The organism is Cyanobacterium sp. Dongsha4, from assembly GCF_036345015.1.
GTDB lineage: Bacteria > Cyanobacteriota > Cyanobacteriia > Cyanobacteriales > Cyanobacteriaceae > PCC-10605.
Map to the genome: position 1 here is coordinate 1716378 of NZ_CP084098.1, position 12663 is coordinate 1729040.

Annotated in this window: 22 protein-coding genes; 1 reads left to right on the forward strand and 21 read right to left on the reverse strand. The window is 39.6% G+C overall.

Going from position 1 to position 12663, the window contains the following annotated elements:
- Positions 1 to 75: 75 nt before the first annotated feature.
- The 21 genes from infA to rplC all read right to left on the reverse strand — a co-directional run bounded on the left by infA (position 76) and on the right by rplC (position 11492).
- Positions 76 to 303, reverse strand: coding sequence for a translation initiation factor IF-1 (gene infA, locus Dongsha4_RS07350; RefSeq protein WP_015218378.1), 228 nt, complete (start codon positions 301 to 303; stop codon positions 76 to 78).
- Between the two features lie 138 nt (positions 304 to 441).
- A complete protein-coding gene (locus Dongsha4_RS07355) occupies positions 442 to 996 on the reverse strand; it encodes an adenylate kinase (RefSeq protein ID WP_330205038.1) in 555 nt (184 codons plus the stop codon).
- Between the two features lie 67 nt (positions 997 to 1063).
- Positions 1064 to 2377, reverse strand: coding sequence for a preprotein translocase subunit SecY (gene secY / locus Dongsha4_RS07360; protein ID WP_330205039.1), 1314 nt, complete (start codon positions 2375 to 2377; stop codon positions 1064 to 1066).
- Between the two features lie 112 nt (positions 2378 to 2489).
- Positions 2490 to 2963 carry a 50S ribosomal protein L15 gene (rplO, locus tag Dongsha4_RS07365; protein ID WP_330205040.1) on the reverse strand — a complete coding sequence of 158 codons (474 nt, stop codon included), beginning with the start codon at positions 2961 to 2963 and terminating at the stop codon, positions 2490 to 2492.
- A gap of 28 nt (positions 2964 to 2991) precedes the next feature.
- Complete coding sequence (gene rpsE, locus Dongsha4_RS07370) at positions 2992 to 3531, reverse strand: 30S ribosomal protein S5 (protein ID WP_330205041.1); 540 nt, start codon at positions 3529 to 3531, stop codon at positions 2992 to 2994.
- A gap of 11 nt (positions 3532 to 3542) precedes the next feature.
- Positions 3543 to 3911, reverse strand: a complete 369-nt coding sequence (gene rplR / locus Dongsha4_RS07375; RefSeq protein ID WP_330205042.1) for a 50S ribosomal protein L18 — start codon at positions 3909 to 3911, stop codon at positions 3543 to 3545.
- Positions 3912 to 3913: 2 nt separating this feature from the next.
- Positions 3914 to 4453 carry a 50S ribosomal protein L6 gene (gene rplF / locus Dongsha4_RS07380; RefSeq protein WP_330205043.1) on the reverse strand — a complete coding sequence of 180 codons (540 nt, stop codon included), beginning with the start codon at positions 4451 to 4453 and terminating at the stop codon, positions 3914 to 3916.
- A 45-nt stretch (positions 4454 to 4498) separates the two neighbouring features.
- Positions 4499 to 4900, reverse strand: coding sequence for a 30S ribosomal protein S8 (gene rpsH, locus Dongsha4_RS07385; protein WP_330205044.1), 402 nt, complete (start codon positions 4898 to 4900; stop codon positions 4499 to 4501).
- A 28-nt stretch (positions 4901 to 4928) separates the two neighbouring features.
- Positions 4929 to 5471, reverse strand: a complete 543-nt coding sequence (rplE, locus tag Dongsha4_RS07390; RefSeq protein WP_015218386.1) for a 50S ribosomal protein L5 — start codon at positions 5469 to 5471, stop codon at positions 4929 to 4931.
- A gap of 65 nt (positions 5472 to 5536) precedes the next feature.
- Positions 5537 to 5893, reverse strand: a complete 357-nt coding sequence (rplX, locus tag Dongsha4_RS07395) for a 50S ribosomal protein L24 (RefSeq protein ID WP_015218387.1) — start codon at positions 5891 to 5893, stop codon at positions 5537 to 5539.
- A gap of 3 nt (positions 5894 to 5896) precedes the next feature.
- Positions 5897 to 6265: a 50S ribosomal protein L14 gene (gene rplN, locus Dongsha4_RS07400; protein ID WP_015218388.1), complete on the reverse strand. Its 369-nt coding sequence runs from the start codon at positions 6263 to 6265 to the stop codon at positions 5897 to 5899.
- Positions 6266 to 6352: 87 nt separating this feature from the next.
- On the reverse strand, positions 6353 to 6601 hold the full coding sequence (gene rpsQ, locus Dongsha4_RS07405) for a 30S ribosomal protein S17 (RefSeq protein WP_015218389.1): 249 nt from the start codon (positions 6599 to 6601) through the stop codon (positions 6353 to 6355).
- A 12-nt stretch (positions 6602 to 6613) separates the two neighbouring features.
- On the reverse strand, positions 6614 to 6847 hold the full coding sequence (rpmC, locus tag Dongsha4_RS07410; RefSeq protein WP_330205045.1) for a 50S ribosomal protein L29: 234 nt from the start codon (positions 6845 to 6847) through the stop codon (positions 6614 to 6616).
- A gap of 3 nt (positions 6848 to 6850) precedes the next feature.
- Entirely contained in the window at positions 6851 to 7267 is a 417-nt protein-coding gene (gene rplP / locus Dongsha4_RS07415; RefSeq protein ID WP_330205046.1) for a 50S ribosomal protein L16, read from the reverse strand.
- 94 nt (positions 7268 to 7361) lie between these two features.
- Positions 7362 to 8084: a 30S ribosomal protein S3 gene (gene rpsC / locus Dongsha4_RS07420; protein WP_330205047.1), complete on the reverse strand. Its 723-nt coding sequence runs from the start codon at positions 8082 to 8084 to the stop codon at positions 7362 to 7364.
- A 29-nt stretch (positions 8085 to 8113) separates the two neighbouring features.
- Entirely contained in the window at positions 8114 to 8467 is a 354-nt protein-coding gene (gene rplV, locus Dongsha4_RS07425; RefSeq protein ID WP_330205402.1) for a 50S ribosomal protein L22, read from the reverse strand.
- A gap of 105 nt (positions 8468 to 8572) precedes the next feature.
- A complete protein-coding gene (rpsS, locus tag Dongsha4_RS07430; protein ID WP_015218394.1) occupies positions 8573 to 8851 on the reverse strand; it encodes a 30S ribosomal protein S19 in 279 nt (92 codons plus the stop codon).
- Positions 8852 to 8893: 42 nt separating this feature from the next.
- Entirely contained in the window at positions 8894 to 9736 is an 843-nt protein-coding gene (gene rplB, locus Dongsha4_RS07435) for a 50S ribosomal protein L2 (protein WP_330205048.1), read from the reverse strand.
- 65 nt (positions 9737 to 9801) lie between these two features.
- Positions 9802 to 10140, reverse strand: coding sequence for a 50S ribosomal protein L23 (locus Dongsha4_RS07440; protein ID WP_015218396.1), 339 nt, complete (start codon positions 10138 to 10140; stop codon positions 9802 to 9804).
- Positions 10130 to 10765 carry a 50S ribosomal protein L4 gene (gene rplD, locus Dongsha4_RS07445; protein WP_330205049.1) on the reverse strand — a complete coding sequence of 212 codons (636 nt, stop codon included), beginning with the start codon at positions 10763 to 10765 and terminating at the stop codon, positions 10130 to 10132. Before rplD ends, Dongsha4_RS07440 begins: the two co-directional genes overlap by 11 nt.
- 43 nt (positions 10766 to 10808) lie before the next feature.
- On the reverse strand, positions 10809 to 11492 hold the full coding sequence (rplC, locus tag Dongsha4_RS07450) for a 50S ribosomal protein L3 (protein ID WP_330205050.1): 684 nt from the start codon (positions 11490 to 11492) through the stop codon (positions 10809 to 10811).
- 426 nt (positions 11493 to 11918) lie between these two features.
- On the opposite strand from rplC, the gene Dongsha4_RS07455 reads away from it, so the two are divergent.
- Complete coding sequence (locus Dongsha4_RS07455) at positions 11919 to 12644, forward strand: SOS response-associated peptidase (RefSeq protein ID WP_330205051.1); 726 nt, start codon at positions 11919 to 11921, stop codon at positions 12642 to 12644.
- Positions 12645 to 12663 lie beyond the last annotated feature (19 nt).

Below are 12663 nucleotides of genomic sequence, written 5' to 3' on the forward strand. Positions count from 1 at the left end.
CTAAGTCAAGATCTTTTTTGAGTAAATTTCTACTCTTTTCTTGATCTTTCGATTAGATTTACTTATTAGTGATTTTTATTTTTTCCCTTTAAGTCGATAAGTGATTCGACCTTTAGTCAAGTCGTAGGGAGTTAGTTCGACTTTGACGCGATCGCCTGGTAGAATTTTGATGTAGTTACGACGAATTTTACCCGCAATATGAGCTAAAACGTTGAAACCGTTATCTAAATCCACTCTAAACATGGCATTAGGCAGTGATTCTGTCACTGTGCCTTCCATTTCAATTAGGTCTTTTTTAGACATAGTTAATTATCCTCTTGATTTTGTCTATAATTTTTGTCAATTTTATCAAACAGTTTTTTCTGAGATTAAACCTTGTATATGATAGCGAATGACTAAGATATTAAAGTTTTAACCCCATATTTGACAGAAATTAATTTTTTAGGATTTAACTATGGTTGTGATTTCTGCGGTGATTTCCTCCATAGAGCGATCGCCATCTACTGTTTTCAAGAGATTGCTCTGTTGATAATAATCAATTAGAGGAGCAGTTTGTTGACGGTAAACATCAAGACGATTATTGATAGTTTCTTCGTTATCATCTTTTCTGCCTCTGGCCAACAAGCGTTGTAAAATCACTTCATTTGGCACGTCTAAATTAACTACTGCATCACAGTTTTGGTCTAACTTCTTGAGTAAACCCGTTAAAAATTCCGCTTGAGGTACATTACGGGGAAATCCATCGAGAATCCATCCTTTTTGAGCATCATCTTGTCCTAATCTTTCTTCAATCAAGTCAAGAATCAACTCATCAGGTACTAAATCGCCATTATCGACATAACTTTTAGCCTTAACCCCCAAAGGAGTTTGAGCTGCGATCGCACCTCTGAGAATATCTCCGGTGGAAATATGAGGAATACTATGTTTTTCAGCTATCAAAGCCCCTTGAGTACCCTTGCCAGACCCCGGAGGACCTAAAAAAATAATTTTTGTCATATTCTAATAATTAGATATTAGGAATTAGGAATTGGGTTTTAAAACACTCCGAACTCCGAACTTTTACCTATTGTTTAACCATACCCTCATAGCGTTGAGAGATAACATAGGTTTGTACTTGTTTTGCAGTATCGATGGCAACCCCCACTAAAATAAGTAAAGAAGTAGCACCAAAACCCTGAAAAGTAGTAACTCCTGTCGCCCTTTCCACAAAAGTAGGTACTGTGGCCACTACTGTTAAGAAAATCGCACCCAAGAGAGTTAAACGATTTAAAACCCCTTCTAAGTAGGCAACTGTTGCTTTTCCCGGTCGAATACCTGGGATGCTTGTTCCCATTTTCTTCAAATTTTGAGCAATATCTTCGGGATTGGAGACCAAAGACGCATAAAAATAACTGAAAAAGAGAATTAGTAAAGAGTAAACCACCACATACCAAATAGTACCGGGGCGTAAAGCTAAAGCTATCTGATTAACAGCACCACTGAAGGCGGTATTTTCTGCAAAACCAGATACAGAAGAAGGTAATACCAACACCGCCGAAGCGAAAATAATTGGCATTACCCCACCCTGATTAAGTCTTAATGGTAAATAGCTAGTACGTTCCCGATAAAGCCTTCTGCCCACTTGACGACGAGCGGAAATAATGGGAATACGACGAGTTCCTTCTTGCACAAACACAATGCCCACAATCATCACTAAAAATACTAGGACTAGAATTGTCACTTGTGCGATCGCCTGACGACCACCTGTTTGAGCATAATCAATTGTATTAGCTAAAGTTTGAGGTAACACTGCCACGATATTGACAAAAATCAACAAAGAAGCACCATTACCCAGACCTCTTTCAGTAATTACTTCAGAAATCCACATCACAAACATAGACCCTGCAGTAATAGCCAATACAGTTTCAATAACAAACCAAGGACTATCATTTAAGGCATAAGGACGCAACAAACCAACCGTTACCCCAGTACTTTGGATAATTGCCCACCCTAAAGCAACATAACGAGTAATTTGGGCGATTTTCCTACGACCCATTTCACCCTCATTTTTCTGTAAATCTTCCAGTGCAGGTACTGCCGAAGTCATCAACTGCATGATAATAGAAGCGTTGATGTAAGGTAAAATACCCAGAGCGAAGATTCCAATCGTGCTTAAACCTCCCCCTGTAAAGATATTCAAGAACCCTAAAAAGGGAAGATTTTGAATTGCCGCCGCAAAAGCCTCTCTATCTATACCCGGAACAGGAATATAAATACCAAGTCTCACTAAAATAAGTAAACCTAGAGTTATCAGCAAACGACTGCGTAGCCCTGCAGCCTGAGCCATCTGCAAAAAAGTTTCTTGGGCGGTTGGAGTTTTTTCTCTACTAACAACCATGACTTAATTAATTATTGATAGTGAATAATAGAAAATGAATACAGAGTTAGAAAAACTCATAGTCAATTGTCAATGGTCAATTATCAATTATTCCATACTATCTTGACATTAATTAGTCATTATTGCTTGACTCAGTTTGAGTCGAAGTAGAGGAGATAGAACCTCCGGCCGCTTCTATTTTCGCTTGAGCAGATTTACTCCAAGCCGCAGCTTTAATATTCAGAGCAACGTTGATTTCACCGTTACCTAAGATTTTTAAAGGACCATCATTAGCTGTAACAATACCTTGATCCATTAAAGACTCTAAAGTCACTTCAGTATTAGGAGCTAAATTAGCCAATTTCTCCACATTGATAATGGTGAAATTCTTAGGATTGATGATCTTGAAGTGTTTTAATTTAGGTACACGACGATAAAGAGGCATTTGACCCCCTTCAAACCCCGGCTTAGTACCTGTACCAGAACGAGATTTTTGACCTCTCATCCCAAAACCGCCGCTAGCACCTTGTCCAGCAGAAATACCTCTACCGATACGGCGACGACGTTTTTTAGATTTGGGATTGGGCGCTATTTGATGAAGTTTCATAATAATCGCAAAGTATGATTAAGACTGTTTAGGAGAAAATTTGTTCTAAAGGAATATCTCTTTCTTTGGCAACAGAGGAGAAACTACGAATTTGTTGAAGGGCATTGATTGCCGCTCTTGCGTTGTTTAAAGGATTATTAGATCCCTGTTGTTTTGCCAAGATATTTTTAATACCTGCTAACTCTAACACAGTACGCACTGCTCCCCCCGCAATTACCCCAGTACCGGGAGCGGCAGGACGCATAAATACTTGAGATCCTCCAGCCATGCCAGTACTAACGTGAGTAATGGAGTTAGATTTATTAATGTTAACGTTAACAATATGTTTTTTACCGTCAGAAACAGCTTTACGCACAGCGTTGATAACATCTCCTGCTTTACCAACACCTACGCCCACTTGTCCTTTTTCGTTACCGACAACAACGATCGCACGGAAGCTAAGTTTTTTACCCCCTTTCACAACCTTACTAACTCGGCGAATTTGTACTACTCTTTCTTGCCAAGAGTTGTCTTTTTTTTCCTTATTACGTTTTCTTTGTTTGCCTTTGCGTTCTTGTTCTTTTGCCATAATAAATACCTTTAGAAGTTAAGACCTGATTCACGAGCGGCATCAGCAAGGGCTTTTACTCGTCCGTGATAAAGATTACCACCGCGATCAAATACCACTTTATCAATGCCTTTAGATAATGCTCTTTGAGCGATTAATTTACCAACTTCTGCTGACGCATCACAGTTAGAAGTGGAAGCCTCACTTAATTTTTCTCTTAACTCTTTGTCAAGGGTAGAAGCCGCAACTAAGGTATGTTGAGCAACATCGTCAATAATTTGAGCGTAGATGTGAAAGTTAGAGCGGAAAACCGCTAACCGAGGACGCTCAGGAGTACCTTGAACTTTTTTACGGATGCGTAAATGACGACGCTTAACGAGATTTTTACGATTAATGGTCATGGTTATTTCTTACCTGCTTTACCTACTTTACGTCTTACATATTCACCAGCGTAGCGAATACCTTTACCTTTATATACTTCAGGGGGACGAACGGCACGAATTTTAGCGGCAACATTTCCCACTAATTCTTTATCAATACCAGAAACAACAACTTCAGTATTGTTATTAACGGCAACGGAGATACCTTGAGGCATTTCCATTTCTACTGGCTTAGAATAACCCACGTTAAGAGTAAGTTTTGACCCTTGAGCTTGAGCCCGATAACCAACCCCTTGAATTTCTAGTTTTTTCTCGAATCCTTGGCTAACGCCTTGGATCATGTTATCTACCAAAGTGCGACACAATCCATGTCTTTCTCTGGCTTTACGGGAATCGTTATCCCGAACTACTTTGATTTCTTGTCCCTCTTGAGTGAGAGTTACCAAAGCTGGTAAGGTTCTTGATAAATCACCTTTAGGTCCTTTGACTTGAACTAATTGCCCGTCAATAGTCACCTCTACTTTGGTTGGTATCGTGATAGGACGTTTTCCAATACGAGACATGATTTGTTAATTGATAATTGATAATGGACAGTTAATATTCGACTCTTACCAAACGTAGCAAAGGATTTCACCGCCAATGCCTTGTTTTCTTGCCTCTCGATCGGTCATGATACCGCTAGAGGTGGAAATAATGGCTACGCCAATACCGCCTAAGACTCTGGGTAAGTCTTTTTTCTTGCTGTAAACCCTTAAACCAGGGGTGCTTACTCGGCGAATGTTATGGATTACGGGTTGACGATTTCTTCCTTTGTATTTCAAGGAAACAACGATATTCTTCTTGACTCCTTCACCTACTTCTTCATAACCACCGATGAATCCTTCTTCTTGGAGTACATCGGCGATATTACGGGTCATTCTCGTACTAGGAATAGCAACGGTGGAATGACGTACCGCACAGGCGTTACGAATACGAGTCAGCATATCTGAAATAGTGTCGTGTGCTGGCATTCTTTTTTTCTTCCTCTGTTACCTCTGTTTATTTATCACGAAAGGGCATACCCATTTCTTTGAGTAATGCGCGTCCTTCCTCATCGGTGTTAGCGGTGGTAATGATAGAAATATCAAAACCACGAATTTGATCAATGGAATCATACTCAATCTCAGGAAAGATGAGTTGTTCCTTAACACCTAAGCTATAGTTGCCTCTACCGTCAAAACTTTTAGGACTAATGCCTCGAAAGTCACGGATTCGGGGGAGAGAAAGGTTGATTAAACGCTCTAAGAAAGCATACATTTTATCGCTTCTAAGTGTCACCATTGCCCCTACAGGCATTCCTTGACGAATTTTAAAACCAGCGATCGCTTTTTTAGCACGGGTAACAACGGGTTTTTGTCCGGTAATCACAGCTAGTTCACTCAGAGACGACTCCAGTGCTTTAGCATTCTGTGATGCTTCCCCTAAACCTCGGTTAATAACAACTTTAGTTACTTTAGGTACTTGGTGAATGTTGGTGTACCCAAACTGCTCTTTTAATTTTGGAACAATTGTCTCTTGATAGTAAGTTTTTAATTTGGACATTACGGTATTAATTGATATTGATAGATAAACCGTTAAAGAACTTGTTGACAAAAACTAACTGATAATTAATCAATTATTTCGCCTGTTTTTTTCAGTTTTCTTACTTTTTTGCCTTCCTCTGTGATCACATAATTAATGCGACTAGCTACTTTTTCTTTTTCAGAATAAAGCATCACTTTAGAACTATGAATAGGAGCTTCATAGGTAACAATTTGCCCAGATTCTCCTTCTTGACGAGGTTTTTGGTGTTTAGTTCTAATATTTACTCCCTTAACAATAACAGTGCTGTCACTAGGGATGGCTTGAAGAATTTCACCAACTTTACCCTTGTCTTTGCCAGAGATTACTTGCACGGTGTCACCCTTTTTGACGTGCATTTTATAACGGGCGGGTTTTTGTTTGCTTGTTTTTAATGATCTCATGGATTAAATTACCTCCGGTGCCAGAGAAATAATTTTGGTGAAGTTTTTGTCACGTAACTCACGAGCTACAGGACCGAACACACGAGTTCCTCTGGGGTTGTTGTCTTTATTAATAATCACGGCGGCATTGTCGTCAAAACGAATGCTCATACCGCTCTCACGGCGCAAAGAATGTTTAGTTCTTACAATAACCGCACGGACAATATCGGATTTTTTTACAGCCATGTTAGGGATGGCGTCTTTTACTACGGCGATAATAACATCTCCAATGCCTCCGTAGGTACAGTTACCAGTGGATAAAACCCTTAAGCACATAATCTTACGAGCACCACTGTTATCAGCTACATTGAGATAACTTTGTTGTTGAATCATGGTCGTTTACTAATGGTTTAAATGAGAGGGTGAAAATGATTATTTGTCCTATTTTTCAACCTAGGAAGGCTGAACTGGTTTCAACCCCTATAGAGCTTTACGACTAATTATTTCAGCGATTTCCCAACGTTTGGTTTTGCTGAGGGGACGAGTTTCTCTGATTCTCACGCGATCGCCTTCTAAACATTGGTTCTGTTCGTCGTGAGCTTTGTATTTTTTCGTTTTAACGACAATTTTGCGGTATTTGGGGTGAGGGGAACGATTTTCAACGGCAACTACTGCGGTTTTATCCATTTTGTTGCTGACAACTACCCCCACTCTTTCTTTTACTGCCATTAATTTTTACTCCTATGCTTGAGTATTGCTAGTGGTTTTTCTGACAATTCCTTTTTGACGTTCAGTCTGGATGGTGAGCAATTGAGCAACCCAGCGTCTGGTGTGCTTGAACTCATGGGGTTTTTCTAAACGTCCAGTGGTTTGAGCAAGTCTTAATTGAAAGAGTTTTTGTTTCCCAGAGGTAATTTCTGCGGTCAATTCCTCATCGCTTAAGTTTCTTGCTTCGGCAATGCTTTTATAAGCCATAATTTAGTATTCCTCCGCTCTGGTAATAAATTTGGTCTTAATGGGTAACTTTTGAGCCGCTAAACGCATAGCTTCTCTTGCGGTTGCTTCGGGAATACCAGCAATCTCAAACATGATGCGACCGGGTTTGACTACGGCTACCCAAAATTCAGGATTACCTTTACCAGAACCCATACGGGTTTCAGCAGGACGCATAGTAACGGGTTTATCAGGAAAGACACGAATCCAAAGTTTACCGCCTCTGCGAACATAACGGGTAATAGCCCGTCTTGCGGCTTCAATTTGGCGGGATGTAATCCAACAAGGTTCGATCGCCTGAAGTGCAAAATCACCGAAATTAATGGAATTACCACGATAGGCATTCCCTTTCATTCTGCCCCGATGTTGTTTGCGGAATTTAGTTCTTCTTGGACTTAACATGATTTCTAGTTAATAGTTGATAGTTAATAGTTGATAGTCAATAGTTGGATAGTTGAGAGTTAATAACTTTTCACTGTTCACTATTCACCATTCACTATTCAGAGCGATCCTCAAATTTTTGACGACGGGGTTTTTTCCGTGAGGGTTTGTTACGATTGGCAGTGAGATTCAAGTTTTCTTCACCGGGGATGATTTCACCTTTGAAAATCCAAACTTTAATCCCTAAAATACCGTAGATAGTACTAGCGGTTTTGTAACAGTAATCAATGTTAGCTCTTAGGGTATGAAGAGGAACACGCCCCTCTCTAATCCACTCAGTACGAGCAATTTCAGCACCGTTGAGACGACCACTGACCTGAATTTTGATCCCTAACACTTCTGCTTTTTGTGCTCTTTGAATGGCTTGTCTGACCACACGACGGAAAGAGACACGTCTTTCCAATTGTGAAGTTAAAAACTCTGCCATTAAAGCGGCACTAGCATCAACGTTAGTTACCTCAATTACATTAACTCTGAACTGACGCTGATTCTTGAGGAGAGCTTGTAAATCGGTACGGATTTTTTCAATACCCTGACCACCTTTTCCTACAACAACTCCAGGACGGGCAGTATGAATAGAAAGGTCAATTTGGTCTGCTTTACGCTCAATTTTGACATCAGCAATACTAGCGTTTGCTAAGTTTTTGTCAATGTACTGACGAATTTTGTGATCTTCTTGAAGAAGTTTTGGGTAATTTCTTTTATCGGCATACCAGCAAGAAGAATGTTCTTTGGTAATACCGAGTCGAAAACCAATTGGATGTACTTTTTGTCCCATGTTATCTTTATTCAATAAGTGCAGGTTGACTATGCCATTGGAGCTACTGCCACGGTAATATGACAGGTGCGCTTACGGATTTGATAAGCACGACCCTGCGCTCTAGGACGGTAGCGCTTTAAGGTAGGTCCACCGTCAGCAAAGGCTTGAGAAATGACTAAGTCATTGGGATCTAAGCCTTGATTATTTTCTGCATTAGCTACAGCAGAGCGAAGGACTTTAACAATTGGCTCACAAGCACGATAGGGCATAAACTCGAGGAGGATTAAGGCTTCTCGATAGCTACGCCCACGAATTTGGTTCAATACCCGTCTCACCTTGAAGGGTGACATTCTGATATAACGGGCGATCGCTTTTACTTCTTGGGAGGTATCTACCTCAATATTTGTCTTAGATTTAGCCATAGTTATTAATTGATGGTTGATAGTTAATAGATGACCTGATTATTATTGCAGTCAACTATGTCCCTAGTCAGTTAACCAAAACTCTTAACGTTTCGCTTTTTTGTCACTTTTAGCGTGACCACGAAATGTACGAGTAGGTGCAAATTCCCCTAACTTGTGTCCTACCATTTGATCAGTGATAAAGATAGGAACGTGTTGACGGCCATTATGAACAGCAATAGTGTGACCAATCATTTGGGGAATAATAGTAGAGGCTCTTGACCAAGTTTTAACTACTTGCTTATCTCCTTTACTGTTCAATTTTTCAATTTTGGAGAGTAAGCTGTCGGCAACAAAAGGCCCTTTTTTCAGTGAACGACTCATGAATTTTTTTCCCTATTTTGCGGTTAAGCTCTCAGACTTAATTTACTTGCCTTTACCAGCATTACGACGGCGAACAATGTATTTATTGCTGAGTTTTTTCTTCTTACGGGTTTTCTTACCTAATGCAGGTTGACCCCAAGGAGAAACAGGTCCAGAACGACCGATAGGCGCACGTCCTTCCCCACCACCATGAGGGTGATCGCAAGGGTTCATCGCACTTCCTCGGACATGAGGTCTGATACCTAAGTGACGACTCTTACCCGCTTTACCCAATTTGAGGTTTCTGGCTTCGATGTTACCGACTCTACCAATGGTGGCATAGCATTCTTTACGCACCATACGCACTTCTTTAGAAGGAAGTCTGAGAGTAACATAGTCACCATCTTTTGCCATTAATTGAGCAAAACCACCAGCCGCACGGACGATTTGACCACCTTTACCTCTGGTGAGTTCAATGTTGTGAACTTCTGTACCGAGGGGAATTTTTTCGAGGGGTAAAGCGTTTCCAACTTCATAGGGTGCAGTTTCACTGGCGATGATGGTTGCACCTACTTGGATTCCTGCGGGGGCGAGGATGTATCTTTTTTCACCGTCTTCATACTGCACTAAGGCAATACGAGCGTTGCGGTTAGGATCGTATTCGATGGCTAAGACTTCAGCTTTGATGTCTCGCTTATCTCTTTTAAAGTCAATAATACGATAGAGTTTTTTATGACCACCGCCACGATGACGAGAGGTAATTACTCCTCGGTTGTTACGACCTTTTTTACGATGAATATATTTAGTTAGTGATTTTTCCGGAGTACTTTTGGTAATTTCCGAAAAGTCGGAAGATACCGCTTGTCTTCGACCCGGTGTATATGGTCTATATGTACGAACACCCATAGTTCCATTAATTAATTATATTGGCGATGAGCAAATCCCTTTTCTTGACTAATTCCAGAGGGGAATTATAAATCAGGGAAGAATGTGCTTTGCAGAGAATCACCTTCTGCTAAAGTGACGATCGCTTTTTTGTATTGGGGTTTGTAGCCAACATTTTGACCAACACGACGTTGTTTACGGGGTTGATTCATGGTGTTAACTTTAACTACCTTTACATCAAATAAGCTCTCGATCGCAGCTCTGATTTCTGGTTTGGTTGATGTTTTAACTACTTCAAAAACATACTTATTATCTTCCATCATATAGGTGGCTTTTTCAGTCACAATAGGACGGATGACAATATCAGCAAGTTCAGCAGTAGTTTTTCTGACTTTGGTTGTTTTTCCGTATCTGCTATTCGCCACAGTAAACCTCCTGTATTTTGGTTATTGCCTCAGAGGTAGCTACAATTTTGTCAGCGTACAAAATATCATAAACATTTAAACAATCGTGTTTAATCATTTTGACGGTGGGCAAATTACGAGCTGATAAGTAGAGATTTTCAGGGATAGAATCATTAACAACGATCAAAACCTTTGCATCTTTTTCCACACCAAAACGGGTGAGGGCAGATATTACTTCTTTGGTTTTCGGGGTTTCAATTTGATCGAAGTTTTCTACCACGATTAAATCTTCCACACGATCCATAAAAGCGGTTCTGATGGCTAATTTTCTTTCCTTACGGTTCATTTTCATGTCGAAATCTCTGGGTTTAGGTCCAAAGATGACACCACCACCACGCCAAAGGGGCGATCGGATCGAACCTGCTCTTGCTCTACCAGTTCCTTTTTGCCTCCAGGGTTTACGTCCACCCCCTCTAACTTCTGCTCTAGTTTTAGAGGAAACAGTACCCTGACGCTGATTATGTAGTTGACGAACTAAGGCACGATGAACAATATGTTCAGCGGTTTCTGCTTTAGCGACTTTCATCTCTAAAGTAGTTTCGCCTACTTGCTCTCCTTGCCAATTTTTGACTACACAATTAACCATAATATTTTAATTAAGTGTTATATTCTAAGCCGATTTAGTTAGTTTACTGTTGACCTACAATGGTTGCAGGGGTGATACTAACTAAGTTTCCGGGTTTACCGGGGATTGATCCTTTAACTAAGATTAAATTGCGTTCAGAATCAATTTTGACTACAGTTAATTTACGGACTTTAATTTGAGTATTACCATAACGTCCTGCCATTCTCTTACCGGGGTAAGTACGTCCGGGAGTTGTACCTGCACCAGTCGAACCGGGTAAGCGATGGTTTTTAGAACCGTGAGTCATATTACCTCTTTTGAAGTTATGACGCTTTTGATAACCAGCAAAACCTCTACCGATGGTTTTACCACCAACATCCACTATCTGCCCTTCAGAGAAGAAATCAGCACCGATGGTTTGTCCTAGTTCATAACCAGAAACATCATCGAGACGATATTCTTTCAAATGGCGTAATGCAGGAAGTCCTTTAGTAGCCAAATGACCTGCTTCAGGAGCGGTGAGATATTTATTGATTTCTCTAGGTTCTTTTGTGTTTAAGGTACGTTTACGATCTGGTAACTCGTCGTATCCTATCTGTAAAGCGGTATAACCGTCTTTTTCTTGTGTTTTAATTTGAGTAACTCGACATGGACCAGCTTGAATAACAGTTACAGGGATTGCGTTTCCTGTTTCTGTGTCAAAAATGGTAGTCATACCGAGCTTTGTACCGAGTACGCCTAAGCTCACGGGATTTATCCCTCTATATTTCTAAACTACAGGATAGATCTTGTATCAATTTAAGAGCAGTATTTTCTTCTCTGACATATAATTACTCTGGTTAAGTCAAGGATTAATTAACCGAGTTGTCATGACAGAGGCATTTTTGTTACTGTCTTTGTTGATTACTGATTTGTTAACAGACTGTTGTAATCAATTACTAATCTAGTTTTTAGATTAGACATAGCCTTGTTTCTCAACAGACTTAAGATAGAGACTTCATTAAAAGTCTTTTTTACCTCAGTATCTTTGAGAGGCTAATTTATGTACTTTTAGTCACAAATAATCATTATAGGTCATCAGTGACGAATAACGCAAGAGTTAATTTTTAAAAGTTTGTCAATCGTACTCTAATATTGAAGTTAATATAAGGTTATTTAATGTTTAGTGTCAAAAATGTGCGGTCGATTTGTTCTTTCCGTTTCTTCTGTTTCCATTAAACAAACTTTTTCTTTGAAGAGTTGCCCTATTTTCTCTCCCAGTTACAATGTAGCACCTACTCAAAAAATACTGGCGATTTTAGAAGAAGAAGAATCTTCATTAAATCCACTTTCTGAAAATAAAAAATGGAAGCCTCATTTTCTTCATTGGGGATTAATTCCTTCTTGGGCAAAAAATAGTAAAAATTCATCAAATTTGATTAATGCTAGGTTGGAAACTCTGGGGGTAAAACCGTCTTTTAAACAGGCTTTTTCTCGGCGAAGATGTTTGATTCCTGCGAATGGTTTTTACGAGTGGAATAGAGAAGTTTATGGTAAAAATCCTCTATTATTTTATAAGCATAATAGGGAGGTATTTGCTTTTGCTGGATTATGGGAAAAGTGGCAATCTCCTACAGGAGAAATCATTGAAAGTGCGACGATTATTAATACTCAAGCAAGAGGAATTATGGCAGAAATTCACCCTCGAATGCCTATTATTTTGAAGAAATGTGCTTATCAAATTTGGTTAAACAACAGTATTCAAGATCCAACATTATTATCAGATATTTTGCAGTCTAATTTGGAAGATAATTTACATTTTCATATTGTTAGTGAAGCGGTTAATTCTGTTAAAAATAATTATCCTGAGTTACTCAAACCAGAAAAAGTTAGTAAATGTAAGCAACTAAGTTTATTTTAGTAAAAATTTTAAGGGGTGA

What these genes read in the sequence shown, in the direction of transcription:
- secY (WP_330205039.1), bottom strand. Translation starts at nt 2,377, where the DNA reads ATGGTTGTTAGTAGAGAAAAAACTCCAACCGCCCAAGAAACTTTTTTG.
- rplF (WP_330205043.1), bottom strand. Translation starts at nt 4,453, where the DNA reads ATGTCTCGTATTGGAAAACGTCCTATCACGATACCAACCAAAGTAGAG.
- rpsC (WP_330205047.1), bottom strand. Translation starts at nt 8,084, where the DNA reads ATGGGACAAAAAGTACATCCAATTGGTTTTCGACTCGGTATTACCAAA.
- rpmC (WP_330205045.1), bottom strand. Translation starts at nt 6,847, where the DNA reads ATGGCTTATAAAAGCATTGCCGAAGCAAGAAACTTAAGCGATGAGGAA.
- rplP (WP_330205046.1), bottom strand. Translation starts at nt 7,267, where the DNA reads ATGTTAAGTCCAAGAAGAACTAAATTCCGCAAACAACATCGGGGCAGA.
- rpsE (WP_330205041.1), bottom strand. Translation starts at nt 3,531, where the DNA reads ATGGCAAAAGAACAAGAACGCAAAGGCAAACAAAGAAAACGTAATAAG.
- Dongsha4_RS07455 (WP_330205051.1), top strand. Translation starts at nt 11,919, where the DNA reads ATGTGCGGTCGATTTGTTCTTTCCGTTTCTTCTGTTTCCATTAAACAA.
- Dongsha4_RS07355 (WP_330205038.1), bottom strand. Translation starts at nt 996, where the DNA reads ATGACAAAAATTATTTTTTTAGGTCCTCCGGGGTCTGGCAAGGGTACT.
- rplR (WP_330205042.1), bottom strand. Translation starts at nt 3,911, where the DNA reads ATGACCATTAATCGTAAAAATCTCGTTAAGCGTCGTCATTTACGCATC.
- rplB (WP_330205048.1), bottom strand. Translation starts at nt 9,736, where the DNA reads ATGGGTGTTCGTACATATAGACCATATACACCGGGTCGAAGACAAGCG.
- rpsH (WP_330205044.1), bottom strand. Translation starts at nt 4,900, where the DNA reads ATGCCAGCACACGACACTATTTCAGATATGCTGACTCGTATTCGTAAC.
- infA (WP_015218378.1), bottom strand. Translation starts at nt 303, where the DNA reads ATGTCTAAAAAAGACCTAATTGAAATGGAAGGCACAGTGACAGAATCA.
- rplN (WP_015218388.1), bottom strand. Translation starts at nt 6,265, where the DNA reads ATGATTCAACAACAAAGTTATCTCAATGTAGCTGATAACAGTGGTGCT.
- rplX (WP_015218387.1), bottom strand. Translation starts at nt 5,893, where the DNA reads ATGAGATCATTAAAAACAAGCAAACAAAAACCCGCCCGTTATAAAATG.
- rpsS (WP_015218394.1), bottom strand. Translation starts at nt 8,851, where the DNA reads ATGAGTCGTTCACTGAAAAAAGGGCCTTTTGTTGCCGACAGCTTACTC.
- rplD (WP_330205049.1), bottom strand. Translation starts at nt 10,765, where the DNA reads ATGGTTAATTGTGTAGTCAAAAATTGGCAAGGAGAGCAAGTAGGCGAA.
- rpsQ (WP_015218389.1), bottom strand. Translation starts at nt 6,601, where the DNA reads ATGGCAGTAAAAGAAAGAGTGGGGGTAGTTGTCAGCAACAAAATGGAT.
- rplE (WP_015218386.1), bottom strand. Translation starts at nt 5,471, where the DNA reads ATGTCCAAATTAAAAACTTACTATCAAGAGACAATTGTTCCAAAATTA.
- rplO (WP_330205040.1), bottom strand. Translation starts at nt 2,963, where the DNA reads ATGAAACTTCATCAAATAGCGCCCAATCCCAAATCTAAAAAACGTCGT.